The sequence below is a fragment of the Citrobacter sp. Ce129 genome, from assembly GCF_030334545.1.
Lineage (GTDB): Bacteria > Pseudomonadota > Gammaproteobacteria > Enterobacterales > Enterobacteriaceae > Citrobacter > Citrobacter europaeus.
The window spans coordinates 21,048-42,277 of the sequence record NZ_JAOWDS010000057.1 but is presented as its reverse complement, the minus strand read 5'-3'; the positions used below and the strand labels follow the sequence as shown (position 1 = coordinate 42,277).

Genomic DNA, 21,230 nt, shown 5'->3' with positions numbered 1-21,230 from the left:
CATTAACCTTTGAGTGGGGTGTTAAATGGATGAATTCAAACCAGAAGACGAGCTGAAACCCGATCCCAGCGATCGTCGTACTGGTCGTTCTCGTCAATCGTCTGAACGCGATAATGAGCCGCAAATCAATTTTGATGATGTTGATCTGGATGCTGACGATCGCCGTCCTGCGCGCGCGCGTAAAGAGCGTGAAGAAGAGCGGGACATTGAAGAAGACTATGAATCTGATGACGATGGCGTGGATGAAGAGCGTGTAGAACGTCGTCCGCGCAAGCGTAAGAAAGCCGCCAGTAAGCCTGCCTCTCGTCAGTATATGATGATGGGTGTCGGTGTTCTGGTGCTGTTGCTGCTGATCATCGGTATCGGTTCTGCGCTGAAAGCCCCCTCATCCTCTTCCAGTGAGCCTACTGCATCTGGCGAGAAGAGCATCGATCTTTCTGGCAGCAACGCGACGGATCAGGCGGGTACGACTACGCCTGCAACGGGCGCTGAGCAGACCGCTGGCAATACCCAGCAGGATGTTTCCCTGCCGCCGATTTCCTCAACCCCAACTCAAGGTCAGACGCCTGTGGCAACTGAAGGCCAGCAGCGTGTTGAAGTGCAGGGCGATCTGAACAACGCTCTGACGCAGCCGCAAGGTCAGGAGCAGGTTAACAACGTCGTGGTTAACTCTACGCTGCCGACCGAGCCTGCGACCGTTGCGCCGATGCGTAATGGTAATGCTGCGCGCCAGACTGCGAAAACGGAAACGACTGAACGTCCTGTGGCTACGCATCAGGAACGTAAACAGGCCGTCATTGAACCGAAGAGCAAACCGCAAACTACGGTGAAAGCGACGCCGACAGAGCCGAAACCTGTTGCTCAGGCAAAACCAACCGCAACTGCGCCGACGACCACAACCAAAGCACCTGTGGTTACCGCTACGCCGAAGGCGACGGCTGAGCCGAAAGCAACCGCGACTACCACGCCTGCTCAGACCGCAACGCCTGCGCCAACCGCAACAGCGTCAACGCCTGTTGCTGGCGGAGCGAAAAGTACAGGAAATGTTGGAGCGTTAAAATCTGCGCCGTCCAGTCATTACACGCTGCAGCTCAGCAGTTCTTCTAACTACGACAACTTGAACGGTTGGGCGAAGAAAGAAAACCTGAAGAACTACGTGGTGTATCAGACGACGCGTAACGGTCAACCGTGGTATGTTCTGGTGACGGGCGTGTATGCGTCTAAAGAAGATGCTAAACGTGCAGTGTCTACGTTACCCGCCGATATTCAGGCGAAAAACCCGTGGGCAAAACCGCTGCACCAGGTTCAGGCCGATTTGAAGTAAGATAGGATATGTTCTGCAATGGTTTGCTGTTTCGCCCAATTGCGGGACAAAGACTAAAGCGCAGGATGCTGTCGGAGCTTTCTCCACAGCCGGAGAAGGTGTAATTAGTTAGTCAGCATGAAAAAAAATCGCGCTTTTTTGAAATGGGCAGGGGGAAAATACCCCCTGCTTGATGATATCAAACGGCATTTACCTAAGGGTGAATGCCTGATTGAACCTTTCGTGGGTGCCGGGTCGGTGTTTCTTAACACCGACTTTTCTCGTTATATTCTTGCCGATATCAACAGCGACCTCATCAGTCTCTATAACATCGTGAAGACGCGTACCGATGAGTATGTGCAGGCTTCACGTGAGCTGTTTATGCCTGAAACCAATCAGGCTGAGGTGTACTATCGGTTCAGAGAAGAATTTAATGCCAGCCAGGACCCCTTCCGCCGTGCAGTGCTGTTCTTGTATCTGAACCGCTTCGGTTACAACGGATTGTGTCGCTATAACCTGCGCGGCGAGTTTAACGTGCCGTTTGGTCGTTATAAAAAACCGTATTTCCCGGAAGCCGAGTTGTACCATTTTGCTGAAAAAGCGCAGAATGCGGAGTTTCATTGCCTCTCCTATGAAGAGTGCATGGATCGTGCGGATAGCAACTCTGTGGTCTATTGTGACCCGCCTTATGCACCGCTTTCGGCGACGGCAAATTTCACCGCGTATCATACCAACAGCTTCAGCCCAAAAGAGCAGGCGCATCTGGCCGAAATGGCAGAAAAGCTGGTCAGTAAGCAGATCCCGGTGTTAATTTCGAATCATGACACGCCCGATACCCGTGAGTGGTACCGATCGGCGAAACATTTTCAGGTCAAAGTGCGGCGCAGCATTAGCAGCAATGGCGGCACGCGTAAAAAGGTGAACGAACTGCTGGCACTGTATAAACCAGGAGTTGTAACGCCTGCGAAGAAATAATTCTCAAGGAGAAGCGGATGAAACAGTATTTGATCGCCCCCTCAATTCTGTCGGCTGATTTTGCCCGCCTGGGTGAGGACACCGCGAGAGCGCTGACTGCCGGTGCCGACGTTGTGCACTTCGACGTCATGGACAATCACTACGTACCGAATCTGACCATCGGACCGATGGTCCTGAAATCGCTGCGTAAATATGGCATCACCGCCCCGATTGATGTTCACCTGATGGTGAAACCGGTCGATCGTATTGTCCCGGACTTCGCCGCCGCTGGCGCCAGCATCATTACTTTTCATCCGGAAGCCTCCGAGCATGTCGATCGCACTTTACAGCTGATCAAAGAGCATGGTTGTAAAGCGGGCCTGGTGTTCAACCCGGCAACGCCGCTGAGCTATCTGGACTACGTCATGGACAAGCTCGACGTGATCCTGCTGATGTCCGTTAACCCAGGCTTTGGCGGGCAGTCCTTCATTCCGCAAACATTGGATAAGCTGCGCGAAGTGCGTCGCCGCATTGATGAATCTGGCTATGACATTCGTCTGGAAGTGGACGGCGGCGTCAAAGTGAACAACATTGGTGAAATCGCCGCGGCAGGCGCAGATATGTTTGTCGCAGGCTCTGCTATTTTCGACCAACCAGATTACAAAAAAGTCATTGATGAAATGCGCAATGAACTGGCGAAGGTAAGTCATGGATAAGTTTCAGGATATTCGGGGCGCTGCATTTGACCTCGACGGCACGCTGGTCGACAGCGCGCCGGGATTAGCCGCTGCGGTTGATATGGCGCTGTATGCGCTGGAACTGCCGGTTGCCGGTGAAGAACGTGTTATCACCTGGATTGGTAACGGTGCAGATGTACTGATGGAGCGCGCGCTGGCGTGGTCTCGTCAGGAGCGCGCAACTTTACGCAAAACGATGGGTAAACCCCCCGTTGATGATGATATTCCCGCCGAGGAACAGGTACGTATTTTGCGTAAGCTGTTCGACAGATACTACGGCGATGTCGCAGAAGAGGGAACATTCCTGTTCCCTGATGTTGCCGATACGCTGGGCGCGCTGCATGCGAAAGGATTGCCGCTGGGTCTGGTGACCAATAAACCGACCCCGTTTGTCGCGCCATTGCTCGAGGCGTTGGATATCGCCAAATACTTTAGCGTGGTCATCGGTGGTGACGACGTGCAGAATAAAAAACCGCATCCGGATCCGCTGCTGTTGGTGGCAAGCAAGCTTGGCATCAAGCCTGAGCACATGCTCTTCGTAGGGGATTCACGCAATGATATTCAGGCGGCAAAAGCTGCTGGCTGTCCGTCCGTTGGCCTGACCTATGGCTACAACTACGGCGAGTCGATTGCGCTGAGCCAGCCCGACGTTATTTACGACCGTATTAATGAACTACTGCCCGCTCTCGGGCTTCCGCATAGCGAAAATCAGGAATTAAAAAATGACTAAGCCCATCGTTTTTAGTGGCGCACAGCCCTCAGGTGAATTGACCATTGGCAACTATATGGGTGCGCTGCGTCAGTGGGTGAGCATGCAGGATGACTACCATTGCATCTACTGCATCGTTGACCAACATGCCATCACCGTTCGTCAGGATGCTCAGCAACTGCGTAAAGCAACGCTGGATACGCTGGCGTTGTATCTGGCATGCGGAATCGATCCTGAAAAAAGCACCATTTTCGTGCAGTCTCACGTACCGGAACATGCCCAGCTAGGTTGGGCGCTGAACTGCTACACCTACTTCGGCGAACTGAGCCGTATGACCCAGTTCAAAGACAAATCCGCGCGCTATGCGGAGAACATCAACGCCGGTCTGTTTGATTATCCGGTGCTGATGGCGGCAGACATCCTGCTGTATCAGACCAACCAGGTACCGGTTGGCGAAGATCAGAAACAGCATCTGGAACTGAGCCGCGATATTGCCCAGCGCTTCAACGCCCTGTATGGCGACATCTTCAAAGTGCCTGAGCCGTTCATTCCTAAATCCGGCGCGCGCGTGATGTCGCTGCTGGAGCCGACGAAGAAAATGTCCAAGTCGGATGACAACCGCAACAACGTGATCGGCCTGCTGGAAGATCCGAAATCCGTGGTTAAGAAAATCAAACGAGCGATGACCGACTCCGAAGAGCCGCCGGTTGTTCGCTACGACGTGCAGAACAAAGCAGGTGTTTCCAACCTGCTGGATATCCTCTCTGCCGTCACTGGCCAGAGCATTCCGGAGCTGGAACAGCACTTCGAAGGCAAAATGTATGGTCATCTGAAAGGTGAAGTCGCAGAAGCCGTTTCCGGCATGCTGACCGAGCTTCAGGCGCGGTATCACCGTTTCCGTAACGATGAAGCTTTCCTGCAGAAAGTGATGAAAGACGGTGCGGAGAAAGCCAGCGCCCGCGCGTCTGTTACGCTGAAAGCCGTTTACGAAGCGATTGGTTTTGTGGCCAAGCCGTAATGCGCTCTGCGTTGTTGAAGAAACCGGGTTACGCCCGGTTTTTTTTCGCCTGTTCGTTGGTAAATCTCAAAAAATGTGAGGCGCCTCGCCGTTTGCACATTTCCTCATTGCGTTATATCTTCACTTTAATGAAGATATAAATATTCACTTTACTGAAAATATAAAATGCGTCGGACATTTATCAAGAAAGAGGGGGTTGTGCTGACAACCCTGGCCCGTTACCTGCTCGGTGAGAAGTGTGGTAACAGACTGAAAACTATCGATGAACTGGCTGCCGAGTGTCACTCATCGGTAGGGTTAACCCAGGCCGCGTTGAAAACGCTGGAATCCTCCGGGGCGATCCGTATTGAGCGCCGCGGGCGTAACGGTAGCTATCTGGTGGAGATGGATAACCGTACGCTGCTAAAGCATGTGGATATTAATAACGTGGTCTGTGCGATGCCGCTGCCCTACACCCGTTTATATGAAGGACTGGCGAGTGGGCTTAAGGCTCAATTCGATGGGATCCCGTTTTATTACGCACACATGCGTGGGGCTGATATTCGCGTGGAATGCCTGCTGAACGGCGTCTATGACATGGCGGTAGTTTCCCGCCTGGCGGCGGAAAGTTACCTTGCCCAGGATGGATTGCGCATTACGTTAGCGCTGGGACCGCATACCTACGTCGGCGAGCATCAGCTGATTTGTCGCAAGGGCGAATCCGCAGATGTAAAACGTGTCGGGCTCGATAACCGTTCGGCGGATCAGAAAATCATGACCGAGGCCTGTTTTGGCGACCGTGACGTTGAATTGATCGATATGCCTTATCACGAAAGCTTGCAGCGTATCGCGAGAGGGGATGTGGATGCGGTTATCTGGAACGTGGTTGCAGAGGCCGAGTTGGCGGTACTGGGATTAGAAGCCACGCCGCTCACCAACGATCCGCGATTTCTGCAGGCCACGGAGGCGGTAGTGCTGACCCGGGCTGAGGATTATCCGATGCAACAGCTACTACGAGCGGTCGTCAATAAAGAGGCGCTGCTTGCCCACCAACAGCGTGTGGCGAACGGTGAACAGGAACCCAGTTATTAAGTGAAGGCGAACGATATGGAAAACAGGCTTAACCTGCTGTGTGAAGCGGGCGTTATCGACAAGGATATTTGTAGCGGCATGCTGCAGGTGGTCAGGCGGCTGGATGAAGAGTGGTGTTTGCCGGTTTATAGCGAGCAAGGGACCATGGCGATGACCCATATGGCGAGCGCGTTAATGCGCAGTCGCCAGGGGGAAGTGATTGAAGCACTGGATGGTGAGCTGTTGGAGGAGTTGGCGCAATCTCATCTGTGGCCAACTATTTTATTGGTACATCAGGCGCTGCTGAAAGAGTTCACGGTGACGCCGCACGCGAATGAAGAAGGCTATATGTTGGCTAACCTGTACGGATTGTGGATGGCGGCGAACGAAGGCGTCTGAAATCAATGGGCAATGAGCTTATTGCACCCTAAATATTCAAAAAAATGAATATTTAACTGAAGGATTTGAACGAGGCAGAGAAATGTTTATAGATGCATTGAAACGCCAGAACCCCGCACTTATCTCGGCCGCTATCGCGTTGTGGCAGCAAGGGAAGATCGCGCCTGACAGTTGGGTCATTGATGTTGATCAGGTCATTGAGAATGGCAAACGCCTGCTGGATGTCGCCAGGCAACATGGCATCTCGCTATATCTGATGACCAAACAGGTAGGACGTAACCCGTGGCTGGCAGAGAAACTGTTGCAGCTTGGCTATGAAGGCATCGTGGTTGTCGATTACAAGGAGAGCCGCGTCATGCGCCGCGCCGGGTTACCGGTTGCGCATCAGGGACATCTGGTGCAGATCCCGTCGCGGCTGGTCAATGAGGCAGTGGCGCAAGGCACTGAGGTCATCACATTGTTCTCGCTGGAGAAAGCGCGCGAAGTTTCGGCTGCGGCGGTGAAGGCCGGCTGTGAACAGAACGTGATGCTGAAGGTGTATGACAAGGATGATTTTCTCTATCCGGGGCAGGAAAGCGGATTTCCGCTGAAGTATCTGACGGATGTGGTCAATGAAATCCGCAGGCTGCCGGGCCTGCGTCTGTGCGGGTTAACCCATTTCCCCTGCCTGTTATGGGATGAAAAATCAGCGCAGACGATGCCGACGCCTAATCTGCACACGCTGGTGAGCGCCCGACGTCAGTTGGCGGAAGCCGGGATTGCCATTGAGCAGCTGAATGCGCCGTCAGCCAGTAGCTGCGCGTCACTCCCCCTGTTGGCGGAATATGGCGTCACCCATGCTGAGCCGGGTCATGCGCTGACCGGCACCATTCCTTGTAACCAAAAAGGCGACCAGCCGGAACGCATTGCGATGCTGTGGTTAAGCGAGGTTTCACACACGTTTCGTGGGGACAGTTATTGCTATGGCGGGGGCTATTACCGTCGTGGTCACGCGCAAAACGCGCTGGTCTTTACGCCGGAAAATGACGCCCCAATAACCGCAAAGCTTAAACCCGTCGACGACAGCAGCATTGACTACTACCTGCCTGTAGCCGGCGAATTTCCGGTGAGTAGCGCGGTGATCTTCTGTTTTCGCACCCAGATCTTCGTGACGCGTAGCGACGTGGTGCTGGTGTCGGGCATTCAGCGCGGCGCGGCTGAAATCGTCGCGCGTTACGACAGTCTCGGCAATATTCTGGAGGACTAATGGCTCGATTCGTCGTGTTGGTGATCGACAGTTTTGGTGTTGGCGCAATGAAAGACGTCACGCTGGTCAGGCCGCAGGATGCGGGAGCGAATACCTGCGGCCATATCCTGGGCGAACTCCCGCAGTTACGGTTGCCAACCCTGGAAAAGTTGGGGCTGATTAACGCTCTGGGCTTTACGCCTGGCGTGATGAAACCTTCAGCATCGGCGGTTTGGGGCGTTGCAGAGCTGCAGCATGAAGGGGGAGATACCTTTATGGGCCATCAGGAGATTTTAGGCACACGACCTCAGGCTCCGCTGCGGATGCCATTTAGCGACGTCATCAATGGCGTTGAGCAAGCGCTGAAAGCCGCGGGCTGGCAGGTGGAACGCCGCGGCGGCGATCTGGCGTTTCTTTGGGTCAACAATGCGGTCGCAGTGGGCGATAACCTCGAAGCGGATTTAGGTCAGGTCTACAACATTACCGCCAATCTTGCCGTTATCCCATTTGATGAGGTGCTAAAAATAGGCCGTGTGGTGCGTGAGCAGGTTCAGGTCGGGCGCGTGATCGCGTTTGGCGGTCAGCTTAAAGACAGCCAGCGCATTCTGGATGCAGCCGAGACCAAAGAAGGACGCTTTATCGGCATTAACGCTCCACGTTCCGGCGCCTATGAAAATGGCTTCCAGGTCAGGCATATGGGTTTTGGCGTAGATGAGCAAGTACAGGTGCCGCAAAAACTGCATGACGCCGGAATCCCTACCGTGCTGGTCGGTAAAGTGGCGGACATCGTTGCCAATCCGCATGGGCGCAGCTGGCAAAACCTGGTGGATAGCCAGCAGATCATGGATATCACGCTTAACGAATTTAACGCTGAGCCGACGGTATTTATCTGTACCAACATTCAGGAAACCGATCTTGCCGGGCACGCTGAAGACGTAGCGCGGTATGCCGAACGGTTGCAGCTTGTCGATCTTAATCTTTCGCGCCTTTTGGCCGCTATGGATCCAAGTGACTGTCTGGTGGTCATGGCCGATCACGGCAACGATCCGACCATCGGTCACAGCCATCATACCCGGGAAGTTGTGCCGGTACTGGTGTATCAACAGGGGCTGGAGCCTGCGCAATTAGGCATCCGGGCGACGTTATCCGATGTTGGCGCGACGGTGTGTGAATTTTTCGGCGCGGCGGCGCCACAAAATGGCTGCTCTTTTCTCTCGGCATTGCGCCTTACAGGAGACACCTTATGAACTTTGATCCGACGGGCTATACCTGGGTCCACGAACATCTGCATATCGATCTCTCTGGGTTCAAAAATAACCTCGACTGCCGGTTAGATCAGTACGATCTGATTTGTCAGGAGATGAAGGATCTCCGGGCGTCAGGCGTCAGCAATATTATTGAGATGACCAACCGCTATATGGGGCGTAATCCACAATTCATGCTCGACCTGATGCGCGATACCGGTATCAACGTCATGGCCTGCACTGGCTATTACCAGGATGCGTTTTTCCCTGAACATGTCGCGGCTCGCAGCGTGGAACAGCTCGCGCAGGAGATGGTCGATGAGATAGTCATCGGTATTGATGGTACTGAATTGAAGGCCGGAATTATTGCGGAAATTGGCTCCAGCGAAGGGGTGATTACGCCGCTTGAAGAGAAGGTGTTTATCGCCGCGGCGCGGGCGCACATCGAAACCGGACGTCCCATCTCCACCCACACCTCGTTTAGCACCATGGGCCTGGAACAGCTGGTGTTGCTGCAGGCGCACGGCGTTGACCTTTCTCGCGTAACCGTTGGTCACTGCGACCTGAAAGATAATCTCGACAATATCTTACGCATGATCGATCTCGGCGCGTATGTGCAGTTCGATACCATCGGTAAAAACAACTATTACCCGGACGAGAAACGCATTGGCATGCTGCATGCGCTGCGCAATCGCGGGCTGCTTAATCGCGTGATGCTTTCCATGGACATTACCCGCCGCTCGCATTTAAAGGCCAATGGCGGCAATGGCTACGACTATCTGTTAACCACTTTTATCCCACAGTTGCGCCAGTCAGGATTCAGCCAGGCCGATGTGGACACGATGTTACGTGATAACCCCTCAAAATTTTTCCAATAAGGACAGAATCATGAAAAAGATTGGCGTTGCTGGCTTACAGCGTGAGCAGATTAAAAAGACCATCGAAACCGCAGCTCCGGGTTGCTTTGAAGTATCCATTCATAACGACATGGAAGCGGCGATGAAAGTGAAATCCGGACAGCTGGATTACTACATCGGCGCTTGTAACACCGGCGCGGGCGCGGCGCTGTCGATTGCCATCGCGGTGATTGGCTACAACAAAAGCTGCACTATCGCCAAACCGGGTATTAAGGCGAAAGACGAACATATCGCAAAAATGGTTGCGGAAGGGAAAGTGGCTTTTGGTCTCTCCGTCGAACATGTTGAACATGCGATTCCGATGCTGGTTAACCATTTGAAATAAAAGGCATGACTATGGATCTGTATATTCAGATTGTGGTGGTGGCCTGCCTGACCGGCATGACGTCACTTCTGGCACATCGCTCGGCGGCCGTCTTTCATGACGGTATCCGCCCGATTCTGCCGCAGCTGATCGAGGGGTACATGAATCGCCGTGAGGCGGGGAGTATCGCGTTTGGTCTGAGTATCGGCTTTGTGGCGTCGGTGGGGATCTCATTTACCCTGAAAACCGGCTTGCTCAACGCCTGGCTGCTGTTCCTGCCGACGGATATTCTCGGCGTGCTGGCGATGAACAGCCTGCTGGCGTTCGGTCTGGGCGCTATCTGGGGCGTATTGATTCTGACCTGCCTGCTGCCGGTGAACCATCTGCTCACGGCGCTGCCGGTTGATGTACTGGGTAGCCTCGGTGAACTGAGTTCTCCGGTGGTTTCCGCATTCGCACTCTTCCCACTGGTGGCGATTTTCTATCAGTTTGGCTGGAAGCACAGCATTATCGCGGCGGTGGTGGTACTGATGACCCGCGTGGTGGTGGTGCGTTACTTCCCACACCTGAACCCGGAATCAATTGAGATTTTTGTGGGGATGATGATGCTGCTGGCGATCGCCATTACGCATGATATTCGCCACCGCGGCGATGACGAGATGGATGCCAGCGGGCTATCGGTCTTTGAAGAACGAACCTCGCGGATTATTAAAAACCTGCCGTATATCGCCATTGTCGGCGCGTTGATTGCCGCCGTCGCCAGTATGAAGATTTTCGCTGGCAGCGAGGTTTCAATTTTTACGCTGGAAAAAGCGTACTCGGCTGGGATTTCGCCGGATCAGTCGCAGACGCTGGTGAATCAGGCGGCCCTGGCGGAGTTTATGCGCGGGCTGGGTTTTGTACCGATGATTGCGACAACCGCGCTGGCGACGGGCGTGTATGCGGTAGCGGGTTTTACCTTCGTGTTCTCCGTAGGTTACCTGGCGCCGAACCCGTGGATAGCGGCAATCCTTGGCGCTATCGTGATTTCAGCGGAAGTGTTGCTGCTGCGCTCTATTGGCAAATGGCTGGGGCGTTATCCGTCAGTGCGTAACGCATCGGACAATATTCGTAATGCGATGAATATGCTGATGGAAATGGCGCTGCTGGTAGGCTCGATTTTTGCCGCCATCAAGATGGCAGGCTACACCGGTTTCTCAATTGCGGTAGCGATTTACTTCCTCAACGAATCGATAGGGCGTCCAGTTCAGAAGATGGCGGCTCCGGTCGTAGCGGTAATGATCACCGGTATTGTGCTGAATATTCTCTACTGGTTTGGTCTGTTTGTTCCGGCTTGAGGAGGCGTAAAACATGAAGACGTTCCCTCTGCAAAGCCTGACGCTTGCGCAGGCACAGCAAAAGCAGTTTGCGCTGGTGGATACGCTTTGCCGTCACTTTCCTGGCGCTGATTTTCTGGCCGGTGGTGATATAGGGCTGGCCCCGGGGCTGAATCAGCCTCGGGTGACGCAACGCGTGGAAAAGGTGCTGGCCGAGGCGTTTCACGCTGAGGCCGCAGCGTTGGTTCAGGGCGCAGGCACCGGGGCTATTCGCGCCGGGCTGGCTGCGCTGCTCAAACCCGGCCAGCGGCTGTTAGTTCACGATGCGCCTGTGTATCCTACAACCCAGGTGCTCGTCGAGCAGATGGGCATTACCCTGGTGAGGGCGGATTTTAACTGCCTCCCGGCAATCACCCAGGCGATTACGCAGCATCGTCCTGACGCCGCGCTGGTGCAGCATACGCGTCAGCAACCGCAGGATTGTTACGTGTTAGCCGAGGTGCTGGCGGAAATCGCGCGGTGCGGCGTACCGACGTTAACCGATGACAACTACGCGGTGATGAAAGTTGACGGTATTGGCTGTGAATTTGGGGCGACGCTGTCTACTTTTTCGTGCTTTAAACTCTTCGGCCCGGAGGGCGTCGGGGCGGTGGTCGGCAAGGCGGAGGCTATCGCGAAAATCCGCGCGACGCTTTATTCCGGCGGCAGCCAGATTCAGGGGGCGCAGGCGCTGGAGGTGCTTCGTGGTCTGGTTTTCGCGCCGGTGATGCATGCGGTACAGGCTGGCGTTGCTGAACGGTTGCTGACGATGCTTAATAGCGGAGCGCTACCCGAGGTGAAAAAGGCCGTCATCGCCAATGCCCAGTCGAAGGTGCTGATCGTGGAGTTTCATCAGCCGATTGCCGCCCGCGTGCTGAAAGCGGCGCAAGAGAGAGGCGCGCTGCCATACCCGGTGGGAGCTGAGTCGAAGTATGAGATCCCTCCGCTGTTCTATCGCCTTTCGGGGACGTTTCGCGAAGCGAATCCGTTGCTGGGTGATTATGCGATTCGTATTAATCCAAACCGAAGTGGAGAACAGACCGTGCTACGTATTCTGCGCGAGAGCGTGAGTGCGATAACATGTGAATGAGCATCTAATCTATAAATGCAAAAAACCGGGAAATTCCCGGTTTTTTTGTATCTGCGCAATCGCTTTTATTACTGGTTTGCAGCCGGACCACAGCCACCAATAATTTTAGAAATTGAAATCGCTGGATGCAGGAAGTAATCGTAGCTGCAGTTATTTTTTGTATTTTCGATATGGCCAGTACACGCAGTCAGCGTAGCCAGAACACCAGCGACGAGGGTGATTTTTGCAAATTTCAGCATGTTAAAATCCTTGTAAGATATCTATTTTTAAATGGATGAAATCCATTTCTCGGCGGTTAAGATATCAACTAAAATAAACTTTAAGTAGTCCGGATAAGGACATGATAAGCTTTATATAATTAATGAATTAGATTGCTGGATGCTTATATTTTAATTAATGATTAATAGTCGGATTATTGAGGGGAGTATATAGCGCGGTTCGTTTTTTATTTATTTCTGCTGGGGGATAAATAGATGCCCTGAATATCAGGGCATCTTCAGAAACTATATTAATGGTTCGAGAACCAGTTCAGCTTATCGCGAAGGCCTACCACACGACCGACGATAATCAGCGCCGGGCTTTCAACCTGCTGCGCCAGTTCGCCGAGCTGCGTCAGTACCCCGTTGACGACGCGTTGCTTCACAGAAGTACCGTTTTCTACCAACGCGACAGTCATATCGGGCTGCATACCAAATTCGATCAGTTTTTCCTGAATGGTGGCCGCCTGGTTCAGACCCATGTAGAACACCAGCGTCTGTTTCTCTGCCGCCAGGTTTTCCCAGTCCAGCTCTCCGCCGGTTTTCAGGTGTCCGGTAACCAGACGTACGCTCTGGGCGTAATCACGATGGGTCAGCGGAATGCCGGAATAGGCGGAACACCCGGAAGCAGCTGTAATACCCGGCACAACGGAGAATGGAATACCGGCGTGGCACAGGGTTTCCAGCTCTTCGCCGCCGCGGCCAAAGATGAACGGATCGCCACCTTTCAGTCTCACGACGCGTTTACCCTGTTGCGCTTCACGCAGCAGGATCTGGTTAATCTCTTCCTGCGGTACGCAGTGGTAGCCCGCGCGTTTACCGACGAATACCCGGTCCGCATCGCGGCGTACAAGGTTCATGATGTCGTCGGACACCAGACGGTCATAGACCACGACATCTGCTTGCTGGATCTGCTGTAGTCCTTTCAACGTCAGCAGTCCGGCATCGCCAGGACCGGCGCCAACCAGCACCACTTCCCCGCGATGATCCAACGGTTCGCTGAGCAACTGCTCGGTGGTTTCCTCGACGGCTTTCTGGTCACTGTTCGCCAGCGACTGCGCCAGGCGGTCATTCACGAACAATTTTTCCCAGAAGCGACGACGCTCTCCCATGCTGGCAAACTGTTGCTTCACTCGGGAACGCAACTTGCCGGCATACTGCGCGACCTGGCCCAGATGCTGAGGCAATACGGATTCAAGTCTTTCACGCAGCAGACGGGCAAGCACCGGCGATGTCCCGCCGGAGGAGACCGCCACCATCAGCGGCGAGCGGTCGATAATGGAGGGCATGATAAAACTGGCTGCTTTTGGCGCATCGACCACGTTGCAGAAAATACGGCGTGATTCTGCGGCGGTACTGACGCTTTGGTTGACGGTATCGTCATCGGTGGCGGCGATAGCCAGCCAGCAGGCGTCGAGCAGAGACTCATCGAATGGCCCTTCAACCAGCGTCAGCATGCCTTCATCTGCCCATACTTTGAACTGCGGAATAAACGCCAGCGCATTAACCGTTAAACGTGCGCCCGCTTCCAGCAGTAACCGCGCTTTGCGTTCTGCGACATCACCACCGCCGACGATCAAGCAGTCGCGGTCACGTAGTTGACAAAATATAGGCAAATGATCCACGACATTACCCCTTAATTATTGGCAGCAGCCTCTGGCTGGTTGATTTTTGCCGGAACAGGACGCTCCGATTTTGGCGTAGCATACCAATAACCCAATCCCATGAATACGACACCGGACAAAGTATTACCGAGTGTCACCCACAGCAGGTTATGACCAATTCCTGACAGGGTATACGCTTCGCTGTGGTGACCGAACCAGGAGAGGGCAAACAGCGTCATGTTGGCAACCGAGTGCTCGTAGCCGGAAGCAATAAACGCCAGCAGACACCACCAGATAGCGAGGAATTTTGCCGCGCCTTCGGTACGGATTGCCATCCAGATTGCCAGACAAACCAACCAGTTACACAGCGCGCCTTTAAAGAACAGCACCGTTGCAGGCGCGGTCGTTTTCGCCAGCGCAACCGAATGGACGATGCTGGTATCAACCGGCAGCAGGCTGCCGCCGCCCCAGCTGTAAAGCAGGGCGACAAACACGGAGCCGACCAGGTTACCCAGCCAGGTTTGCGGCAGGATAGCCCACATCTGGCCGTGGCTGATGGTACCCGCTTTGACGCCGAGCGTCAGGAACATGGTGTGACCGGTAAACAGTTCCGAACCGGCAATAATGACCAGCGTTAAAGCGATGCCAAAGGTTGCCCCCATCACCAGAGGACGTACGGACGGGTCGAGCAGATTGCCGAGGGTGAAAATAAGGATGATGCCGAGACCGACATAAGCCCCTGCCATTGCCGAACTGACCCAGAATCCGAGCGGATTATTAGCCGACAGGCGTGCGATGCGCGCAGCATTAGCCGCACACTTATTAATAGTGTCAGTAAACATTTGATTATCCTTGAAGTAAAAAAAATAAAAAAAATCGTAACCGTAGGCCGGATAAGGCATTTATGCCGCCATCCGGCAATGTGCTTTTGCAATTGCCTGATGGCGCTACGCTTATCAGGCCTACCAATAAAAGACCTGCAAATACGTCAAAAAAGGGGAGGCGTTGCGCCTCCCAAAAATTTATTAACCGCGCAGTTGTACCGTGCCGTCTTTCACTCGCGCTTCGTAATGTTTCACGGAGAACTGTTCGTCTTCCATGCACAGGCCGTCGCTTAAACGAAAGCGCTGTTTTTTCAGCGGGCTGGCGACCCACAGTTCGCCCTGATGTTCAGCAATCAGCCCACGAGAAAGTACGCTGGACTCAAAGAACGGGTCGATGTTGCTGATCGCAAACACCTGGTCGCTGTGATACGGGCGGAAAATCGCAACTTGCTCACTACCTAACAGGGCGCAGACGCCTGTTGCAGGCAGAATGTCATCGATTTTGCAGATGTTTTGCCACTGGCTCATGCGTTTTCCTCCACCAGAGTCACCGGAATACGCTCATAAGGCGTGGCCGGACGATGTTGTTCACGTTCAGGCACAACCTGGACATTTGGATCGCGTTTTTCGCTGTTGATAAAGTGTTTGAAGCGAACCTGCGCGGATGGGGTGTTAACCGTTTCTGTCCATTCGCAGACCACCGCTTCACGCAGACGGGTCATCTCTTCTTCCAGGTGCTGGTTCAGACCCAGCTTGTCGTCGATGATGACAGATTTCAGATACTCGATACCGCCTTCCAGATTGTCTAACCACGGTGCGGTACGGGTCAGTTTGTCGGCGGTACGGATGTAGAACATCATGAAACGGTCAAGGTACTTGAGCAGCGTGTCGCGATCGATATCCGCCGCCAGCAGATCCGCATGACGAGGTTTCATCCCGCCGTTACCGCAAACGTACAGGTTCCAGCCTTTCTCTGTGGCGATGATACCCACGTCTTTACCCTGTGCTTCGGCACATTCACGGGTACAGCCGGAGACGCCGAATTTCATTTTGTGCGGGGTACGAATGCCTTTGTAGCGATTTTCCAGTTCTACGCCGAAGCCGACGCTATCGCCGACGCCGTAACGGCACCAGGTGCTGCCCACGCAGGTTTTTGCCATACGCAACGCTTTGGCGTACGCGTGGCCGGTTTCGAAGCCCGCTTCAATCAGCTGACGCCAGATTTCCGGCAGGTCGTCTTTTTGCGCGCCAAACAGGCCGATACGCTGAGAACCGGTGATTTTGGTGTACAGGTTAAATTCACGCGCGATACGGCCCACGGCCACCAGCCCTTCAGGGGTAATCTCACCACCCGCAGAGCGCGGGATCACGGAGTAGGTACCGTCTTTCTGGATGTTCGCCAGGAAGTTGTCGTTGGTGTCCTGCAGAGGCGTGTGCTGCGGTTTGAGGATGTACTCATTCCAGCAGGAAGCCAGCAGAGAACCGACGGTCGGCTTACACACTTCACAGCCGTAGCCTTTCCCGTGTTTTGCCAGCAACTCTTCGAAGGTTTTGATGCCTTCTACGCGGATGAGATGGAACAGTTCCTGACGTGAGTACGGGAAGTGTTCGCACAGGTTGTTGTTAACTTCGATACCCTGTTTCGCCAGTTCGGCGTTCAGGACCTGCGTTACCAGCGGGATACACCCGCCACAGCCGGTACCGGCTTTGGTTTCAGCTTTCAGCGCTGCAACGGTGTGGCAGCCTTTGTTGATAGCGGCAATCAGCATGCCTTTGGTGACATCGAAGCAGGAGCAAATCTGCGCGCTGTCCGGCAGTTTATCGACACCGATAGACGGCTTACCGCTACCCGCGTGTGCTGGCAGAATCAGTGAATCCGGGTTTTCCGGCAGTTCGATGGCGTTCAGCACCAGCTGCAGCAGGTTGCCGTAATCGCTGGTGTCGCCGACTAAAACTGCGCCGAGCAGGGTTTTGTTATCTTCGCTAACGATCAGGCGTTTGTAGACTTCTTTGCTTTCGTCGAGATAGACGTAGCTACGGGCACCCGGCGTGCGCGCATGTGCGTCGCCAATCCCGCCGACGTCAACGCCGAGCAGCTTCAGCTTGGCGCTCAGATCCGCGCCTTCAAAGGCGTTTTCGGTTTCGAGAATATGGTCAACGGCAACCTGCGCCATTTTGTAGCCTGGAGCGACCAGACCATACACGCGGTTGTTCCAGCTGGCGCATTCGCCGATGGCATAGATATCCGGGTCAGAAGTCTGGCAGGTGTCGTTAATCACGATACCACCGCGCGGAGCGACGTCCAGGCCGCATTGGGTGGCCAGTTTGTCGCGTGGACGAATACCGGTAGAGAAGACGATGAAATCGACTTCCAGTTCGCTACCGTCGGCAAAACGCATGGTTTTGCGCGCTTCGGTGCCTTCCTGGACGATCTCTTTGGTGTTTTTGCTGGTGTGCACGCGCACGCCCATGCTTTCAATTTTGCGACGTAACTGCTCGCCACCCATATGATCCAGCTGTTCAGCCATCAGCATTGGGGCGAATTCAATCACGTGGGTTTCAACGCCGAGGCTTTTCAGCGCACCGGCGGCTTCCAGGCCCAGCAGGCCACCCCCGACGACGGCGCCGCGTTTGCTCCGGCGTGCGCAAGATTCAATGGCGTTGAGGTCTTCGATGGTACGGTAAACGAAGCAGTCCTGGGTTTCCGAACCTTTAATCGGTGGGATCCACGGGTAAGAGCCCGTCGCCATGATCAACTTATCGTAATAGACCGTGCGACCCGCGCTGGAGTGGATCACCTTCTCCTGGCGGTTGATGGTAATTGCGCGCTCGCCCACTAACACCTTAACGCCGTGCTTCTCGTAGAATCCTTCACGTACCAGAGAAAGCTCTTCGGCGGTGTGGTGGGAGAAGTAGGAGGACAGGTGTACACGGTCGTACGCTTTGCGGGGTTCTTCACAGAAGACGGTAATATCAAAATTGGCAGCGTCGGATTTATCAAGAAGATCCTCAATAAAGCGATGGCCGACCATACCATTACCGATAATAGCGAGTCTGACTTTGCTCATTTTTGCCTCGATTTCTTTTCTATTACTGCCTACCTTAACGATTCAGCAACCCCGCTTATTGATGCAAATCAAATTCGCCTTTATATACTCCTTAAGAGGTATATAACTGATTTGTCAGCATTTTTATAAGTAACGGAATTAACTGACTTTTCGTGTTTGTATAAAAAGCATACAATTTAAGGGGCTTTTGTAAGAATTGGCCTACATGACCAGTGAAAGGCAGATGGAGTGAGAATGTGCCGGATAGCGCAGATACCATCCGGCAGTGAGATTAATGCGTTGCTGGCACGTTATGCTGGCGATGGCGCGTGACGAACCCAAGGATGAAGCACATCACGAATACCACGGCATACAAGCCGTTGGCCGTCTGTAATGCTGCCAGCGGTCCGCTGTGCGCCACGATAGGGCCGGTTACCACGAAAGTGAGCATAGTACCAATGGTGCCGCAGGTCAGAACGAAGTTAACCAGTTTAGGTGATGCGACCTTCGTCTGCTGGGAGCCGAGAGTAATAATGGTGGTATAAATCGCGCTGGAGAAGAAGCCCAGTGTCAGAATAAACCACGGCATATGCTCCGGCGTACCGGTGATGAACAGATACATCAGGACGGTGGCCAGACCCGCCAGTACGGTCAGGATGCGCTGCAAATCGAAGAAACGCAGGATAAAGCTAAACGCCCACATGCCAACCATGTAAGACATCCAGAAGTCGCTGACCAGTTTACCTGCGTCGTTCAGGCTCATGCCAAGGCTTTTGGCGTATTCCGGCACCCAGGAGATAAAGCCCAACTGACCGAGGATGTAGCACAGTGCGGCGATCGCCAGGAACAGCACGCCAATACCCCATTTTTCTTTCACTACCGGCGCGTCCGGTTGCTGCGCGTGTTTGCCCAGCGCCGGGAATTCGCAGCCGAAGGTCAGCAGGAAAATGGCGACGTATACCAGGCCGATACAGGCATAGACCCAATACCATTCGATGCTGCGCGCTAACAGGAACGCGGCCACCATCGGGAAAATCATGCCAGCCATGCTGAAGAAGGAGTCAGTAAACAGCAGACGAGAACCGCGCTGGCGGCCTTCGTACATCTGAGTCACCAGAAACGTACCAATCGACATGGTGATACCGCTCACCAGACCCAGTACAAACATGGCGGCTGAGAACAAGGCCAGGCTATGGCTGAGCATCAGTCCGGCGACCGCCAGAACCATCAGGATAAAGCCAAAGCGCAATTGGGTTTTCAGGGGCACAATTTCCATCAGCCAGGCATTCAGGAAGATAGAGATCAGAATGCCGGCATTCAGAAAGGTGAAGGTGTTACTCATACTGGAAACGGGCAAATGGAAGTACTCTGCGATGTTTCCCATCACCATCCCGGTGACAATTACCAACGCGCCTGTCAGGGCGTAGGAGAGAAAGCTAATCCATGTGAGCTTGATGCGATTGCTGTTAGTCATGACTGGCCTGTATAGAAGTGGGAGGCGCATTGACTGCGCCGTGAGCGGGCAGATTTTAGGCGTTTTAGTGATGCATTTAAATGTTTATTGGCAATTACCAGCTCCGTTACATTTTTTTATGTGATCTAGATCGCATTGAGGCTTGGGGCTATAAGGTTACATTTGTTTCAAGTACGTAAAATTAAGTAAAGGGATGGCCTTGTTCTTGAAGGCTCTTTAGAATCAATTCACTTGCTTCATTTCTGCTCTTGTTAAGGAATTCTCATGCTCAAATCGACTCTGGCGGCTGTTGCAGCTGTTCTCGCTCTTTCTGCTCTTTCTCCCGCAGCACTGGCAGCAAAAGGTGACCCGCATGTCCTGCTGACAACCTCTGCCGGTAACATTGAGCTGGAGCTGAACAGTCAGAAAGCCCCGGTTTCAGTGCAAAACTTTGTCGATTATGTCAACAGCGGTTTCTATAACAACACTACGTTCCACCGCGTGATCCCTGGCTTCATGGTGCAGGGCGGCGGTTTTACCGAGCAGATGCAGCAGAAGAAACCTAACCCGCCAATCAAGAATGAAGCCGATAACGGACTGCGTAACACCCGCGGCACGATTGCTATGGCGCGTACAGCGGATAAAGACAGCGCGACCAGCCAGTTCTTTATCAACATTGCGGACAATGCGTTCCTCGATCACGGCCAGCGCGACTTTGGCTATGCTGTCTTCGGTAAAGTTGTGAAAGGTATGGATGTCGCGGATAAGATCTCTCAGGTACAGACCCATGATGTCGGTCCTTACCAGAATGTTCCGTCAAAACCGATTGTTATCCTGTCTGCTAAAGTCCTGCCATAACCGTATTTTGCGCGGGCAGTTCTCGCCCGCGTTCTCTCCCTTCTCTGCGTAACCCGAAATTGCTGCTTATACTTGTGGCAAGTGTCGGCTCATTCAGGGAGGTCATGTGAAAAAACTCACCGATAAACAAAAGTCCCGGCTCTGGGAACAACGACGAAATGCCAATTTCCAGGCCAGTCGGCGGCTGGAAGGTGTGGATATTCCACGGGTTACTCTGAGTGCTGAAGACGCCCTGGCGCGTCTTGAAGAGTTGAGGAGGCACTATGAGCGATAAATTCGGTGATGGACGCGACCCCTATTTGTATCCGGGCCTGAATGTCATGCGTAACCGTCTGGGGATCCATCAGGCGCAACGACTGACGCAGGCGGCCTATGAACTGACGGCGCTGCGTGCGGCCACTATCGAGCTGGGCCCGCTTAAACGGGGATTGCCGCATCTGTGCGCCATTCATCGCCAGCTGTATCGGGATATTTTTGACTGGGCGGGACATCTGCGGGAAGTCGATATCTACCAGGGCGATACCCGTTTTTGCCATTTCGCTTATATCGAGAAAGAGGGCAATGCGCTGATGCAGGACCTGGAAGATGAGTCCTGGCTGGTGGGGTTGCCGGAAGACAAGTTTGTCGATCGTCTTGCACACTATTATTGCGAAATTAACGTGCTGCATCCGTTTCGTATTGGCAGCGGCCTGGCGCAGCGTATTTTCTTCGAACAATTAGCGATTCATGCCGGGTATATGCTGAGCTGGGATGACATCCCGGTTGATGAGTGGAATCTGGCTAATCAGAGCGGGGCGATGGGTGACTTGTCTGCCCTGCAGGCGATATTTCGTAAAGTGGTAAGCGAAGCCCCGGAAACTGAGTAGAATAGCGCGGTTCTTA

The 21,230-nt window shown here is 53.7% G+C and carries 22 protein-coding genes; 16 read left to right on the top strand and 6 right to left on the bottom strand.

What is annotated here, in order from left to right; all coding sequences use genetic code 11:
• Positions 1 to 25 precede the first annotated feature (25 nt).
• The 13 genes from damX to OGV77_RS07040 all read left to right on the top strand — a co-directional run bounded on the left by damX (position 26) and on the right by OGV77_RS07040 (position 12,305).
• Positions 26 to 1,324, top strand: a complete 1,299-nt coding sequence (gene damX / locus OGV77_RS07100; RefSeq protein ID WP_087050816.1) for a cell division protein DamX — start codon at positions 26 to 28, stop codon at positions 1,322 to 1,324.
• A gap of 117 nt (positions 1,325 to 1,441) precedes the next feature.
• Positions 1,442 to 2,278 carry an adenine-specific DNA-methyltransferase gene (dam, locus tag OGV77_RS07095; protein ID WP_043018568.1) on the top strand — a complete coding sequence of 279 codons (837 nt, stop codon included), beginning with the start codon at positions 1,442 to 1,444 and terminating at the stop codon, positions 2,276 to 2,278.
• 17 nt (positions 2,279 to 2,295) lie between these two features.
• Positions 2,296 to 2,973, top strand: a complete 678-nt coding sequence (gene rpe, locus OGV77_RS07090; protein ID WP_003023561.1) for a ribulose-phosphate 3-epimerase — start codon at positions 2,296 to 2,298, stop codon at positions 2,971 to 2,973.
• Complete coding sequence (gene gph, locus OGV77_RS07085; RefSeq protein ID WP_043018567.1) at positions 2,966 to 3,724, top strand: phosphoglycolate phosphatase; 759 nt, start codon at positions 2,966 to 2,968, stop codon at positions 3,722 to 3,724. Before rpe ends, gph begins: the two co-directional genes overlap by 8 nt.
• Positions 3,717 to 4,721 carry a tryptophan--tRNA ligase gene (gene trpS, locus OGV77_RS07080; protein ID WP_043018566.1) on the top strand — a complete coding sequence of 335 codons (1,005 nt, stop codon included), beginning with the start codon at positions 3,717 to 3,719 and terminating at the stop codon, positions 4,719 to 4,721. Before gph ends, trpS begins: the two co-directional genes overlap by 8 nt.
• Positions 4,722 to 4,886: 165 nt before the next feature.
• Positions 4,887 to 5,792: a GntR family transcriptional regulator YhfZ gene (gene yhfZ / locus OGV77_RS07075; protein WP_043018565.1), complete on the top strand. Its 906-nt coding sequence runs from the start codon at positions 4,887 to 4,889 to the stop codon at positions 5,790 to 5,792.
• 15 nt (positions 5,793 to 5,807) lie between these two features.
• Complete coding sequence (locus OGV77_RS07070) at positions 5,808 to 6,170, top strand: hypothetical protein (RefSeq protein WP_003847975.1); 363 nt, start codon at positions 5,808 to 5,810, stop codon at positions 6,168 to 6,170.
• Positions 6,171 to 6,252: 82 nt separating this feature from the next.
• The gene (locus tag OGV77_RS07065) at positions 6,253 to 7,416 is read left to right on the top strand and encodes a YhfX family PLP-dependent enzyme (RefSeq protein ID WP_080626016.1); all 1,164 of its coding nucleotides are present in this window, start codon (positions 6,253 to 6,255) and stop codon (positions 7,414 to 7,416) included.
• Positions 7,416 to 8,642, top strand: coding sequence for a phosphopentomutase (locus tag OGV77_RS07060; RefSeq protein WP_075145551.1), 1,227 nt, complete (start codon positions 7,416 to 7,418; stop codon positions 8,640 to 8,642). The genes OGV77_RS07065 and OGV77_RS07060 overlap by 1 nt, the downstream gene beginning before the upstream one ends.
• Positions 8,639 to 9,517, top strand: a complete 879-nt coding sequence (locus tag OGV77_RS07055; RefSeq protein WP_087050817.1) for a phosphotriesterase-related protein — start codon at positions 8,639 to 8,641, stop codon at positions 9,515 to 9,517. Before OGV77_RS07060 ends, OGV77_RS07055 begins: the two co-directional genes overlap by 4 nt.
• 10 nt (positions 9,518 to 9,527) lie before the next feature.
• Positions 9,528 to 9,881: a DUF2620 domain-containing protein gene (locus tag OGV77_RS07050; RefSeq protein ID WP_003023576.1), complete on the top strand. Its 354-nt coding sequence runs from the start codon at positions 9,528 to 9,530 to the stop codon at positions 9,879 to 9,881.
• Between the two features lie 11 nt (positions 9,882 to 9,892).
• Entirely contained in the window at positions 9,893 to 11,197 is a 1,305-nt protein-coding gene (locus tag OGV77_RS07045; protein ID WP_087050818.1) for a YhfT family protein, read from the top strand.
• A gap of 13 nt (positions 11,198 to 11,210) precedes the next feature.
• Positions 11,211 to 12,305: an aminotransferase class I/II-fold pyridoxal phosphate-dependent enzyme gene (locus OGV77_RS07040; protein WP_087050819.1), complete on the top strand. Its 1,095-nt coding sequence runs from the start codon at positions 11,211 to 11,213 to the stop codon at positions 12,303 to 12,305.
• A 68-nt stretch (positions 12,306 to 12,373) separates the two neighbouring features.
• Here OGV77_RS07040 and OGV77_RS07035 read toward each other — a convergent pair whose 3' ends face one another.
• The 6 genes from OGV77_RS07035 to tsgA all read right to left on the bottom strand — a co-directional run bounded on the left by OGV77_RS07035 (position 12,374) and on the right by tsgA (position 19,511).
• Complete coding sequence (locus OGV77_RS07035; RefSeq protein WP_003827690.1) at positions 12,374 to 12,544, bottom strand: YhfL family protein; 171 nt, start codon at positions 12,542 to 12,544, stop codon at positions 12,374 to 12,376.
• 269 nt (positions 12,545 to 12,813) lie between these two features.
• Positions 12,814 to 14,187, bottom strand: a complete 1,374-nt coding sequence (gene cysG, locus OGV77_RS07030; RefSeq protein ID WP_043018559.1) for a siroheme synthase CysG — start codon at positions 14,185 to 14,187, stop codon at positions 12,814 to 12,816.
• An 11-nt stretch (positions 14,188 to 14,198) separates the two neighbouring features.
• Complete coding sequence (gene nirC, locus OGV77_RS07025; RefSeq protein ID WP_043018835.1) at positions 14,199 to 15,008, bottom strand: nitrite transporter NirC; 810 nt, start codon at positions 15,006 to 15,008, stop codon at positions 14,199 to 14,201.
• A gap of 183 nt (positions 15,009 to 15,191) precedes the next feature.
• The gene (gene nirD / locus OGV77_RS07020) at positions 15,192 to 15,518 is read right to left on the bottom strand and encodes a nitrite reductase small subunit NirD (protein ID WP_043018558.1); all 327 of its coding nucleotides are present in this window, start codon (positions 15,516 to 15,518) and stop codon (positions 15,192 to 15,194) included.
• A complete protein-coding gene (nirB, locus tag OGV77_RS07015; protein ID WP_043018557.1) occupies positions 15,515 to 18,058 on the bottom strand; it encodes an NADPH-nitrite reductase large subunit in 2,544 nt (847 codons plus the stop codon). The genes nirD and nirB overlap by 4 nt, the downstream gene beginning before the upstream one ends.
• A 271-nt stretch (positions 18,059 to 18,329) precedes the next feature.
• Positions 18,330 to 19,511: an MFS transporter TsgA gene (tsgA, locus tag OGV77_RS07010; protein ID WP_043018556.1), complete on the bottom strand. Its 1,182-nt coding sequence runs from the start codon at positions 19,509 to 19,511 to the stop codon at positions 18,330 to 18,332.
• Between the two features lie 264 nt (positions 19,512 to 19,775).
• Here tsgA and ppiA point away from each other — a divergent pair, with 264 nt between their 5' ends.
• The 3 genes from ppiA to OGV77_RS06995 all read left to right on the top strand — a co-directional run bounded on the left by ppiA (position 19,776) and on the right by OGV77_RS06995 (position 21,214).
• Positions 19,776 to 20,348, top strand: coding sequence for a peptidylprolyl isomerase A (gene ppiA, locus OGV77_RS07005; RefSeq protein ID WP_003023595.1), 573 nt, complete (start codon positions 19,776 to 19,778; stop codon positions 20,346 to 20,348).
• A 106-nt stretch (positions 20,349 to 20,454) separates the two neighbouring features.
• Entirely contained in the window at positions 20,455 to 20,622 is a 168-nt protein-coding gene (ficA, locus tag OGV77_RS07000) for a FicA/YhfG family antitoxin (protein WP_003827708.1), read from the top strand.
• Positions 20,612 to 21,214, top strand: coding sequence for a putative adenosine monophosphate-protein transferase Fic (locus OGV77_RS06995; protein ID WP_047408224.1), 603 nt, complete (start codon positions 20,612 to 20,614; stop codon positions 21,212 to 21,214). The genes ficA and OGV77_RS06995 overlap by 11 nt, the downstream gene beginning before the upstream one ends.
• The last annotated feature ends 16 nt before the right edge of the window (positions 21,215 to 21,230 follow it).

What these genes read in the sequence shown, in the direction of transcription:
- damX (WP_087050816.1), top strand. Translation starts at nt 26, where the DNA reads ATGGATGAATTCAAACCAGAAGACGAGCTGAAACCCGATCCCAGCGAT.
- dam (WP_043018568.1), top strand. Translation starts at nt 1,442, where the DNA reads ATGAAAAAAAATCGCGCTTTTTTGAAATGGGCAGGGGGAAAATACCCC.
- rpe (WP_003023561.1), top strand. Translation starts at nt 2,296, where the DNA reads ATGAAACAGTATTTGATCGCCCCCTCAATTCTGTCGGCTGATTTTGCC.
- gph (WP_043018567.1), top strand. Translation starts at nt 2,966, where the DNA reads ATGGATAAGTTTCAGGATATTCGGGGCGCTGCATTTGACCTCGACGGC.
- trpS (WP_043018566.1), top strand. Translation starts at nt 3,717, where the DNA reads ATGACTAAGCCCATCGTTTTTAGTGGCGCACAGCCCTCAGGTGAATTG.
- yhfZ (WP_043018565.1), top strand. Translation starts at nt 4,887, where the DNA reads ATGCGTCGGACATTTATCAAGAAAGAGGGGGTTGTGCTGACAACCCTG.
- OGV77_RS07070 (WP_003847975.1), top strand. Translation starts at nt 5,808, where the DNA reads ATGGAAAACAGGCTTAACCTGCTGTGTGAAGCGGGCGTTATCGACAAG.
- OGV77_RS07065 (WP_080626016.1), top strand. Translation starts at nt 6,253, where the DNA reads ATGTTTATAGATGCATTGAAACGCCAGAACCCCGCACTTATCTCGGCC.
- OGV77_RS07060 (WP_075145551.1), top strand. Translation starts at nt 7,416, where the DNA reads ATGGCTCGATTCGTCGTGTTGGTGATCGACAGTTTTGGTGTTGGCGCA.
- OGV77_RS07055 (WP_087050817.1), top strand. Translation starts at nt 8,639, where the DNA reads ATGAACTTTGATCCGACGGGCTATACCTGGGTCCACGAACATCTGCAT.
- OGV77_RS07050 (WP_003023576.1), top strand. Translation starts at nt 9,528, where the DNA reads ATGAAAAAGATTGGCGTTGCTGGCTTACAGCGTGAGCAGATTAAAAAG.
- OGV77_RS07045 (WP_087050818.1), top strand. Translation starts at nt 9,893, where the DNA reads ATGGATCTGTATATTCAGATTGTGGTGGTGGCCTGCCTGACCGGCATG.
- OGV77_RS07040 (WP_087050819.1), top strand. Translation starts at nt 11,211, where the DNA reads ATGAAGACGTTCCCTCTGCAAAGCCTGACGCTTGCGCAGGCACAGCAA.
- OGV77_RS07035 (WP_003827690.1), bottom strand. Translation starts at nt 12,544, where the DNA reads ATGCTGAAATTTGCAAAAATCACCCTCGTCGCTGGTGTTCTGGCTACG.
- nirC (WP_043018835.1), bottom strand. Translation starts at nt 15,008, where the DNA reads ATGTTTACTGACACTATTAATAAGTGTGCGGCTAATGCTGCGCGCATC.
- nirD (WP_043018558.1), bottom strand. Translation starts at nt 15,518, where the DNA reads ATGAGCCAGTGGCAAAACATCTGCAAAATCGATGACATTCTGCCTGCA.
- nirB (WP_043018557.1), bottom strand. Translation starts at nt 18,058, where the DNA reads ATGAGCAAAGTCAGACTCGCTATTATCGGTAATGGTATGGTCGGCCAT.
- tsgA (WP_043018556.1), bottom strand. Translation starts at nt 19,511, where the DNA reads ATGACTAACAGCAATCGCATCAAGCTCACATGGATTAGCTTTCTCTCC.
- ppiA (WP_003023595.1), top strand. Translation starts at nt 19,776, where the DNA reads ATGCTCAAATCGACTCTGGCGGCTGTTGCAGCTGTTCTCGCTCTTTCT.
- OGV77_RS06995 (WP_047408224.1), top strand. Translation starts at nt 20,612, where the DNA reads ATGAGCGATAAATTCGGTGATGGACGCGACCCCTATTTGTATCCGGGC.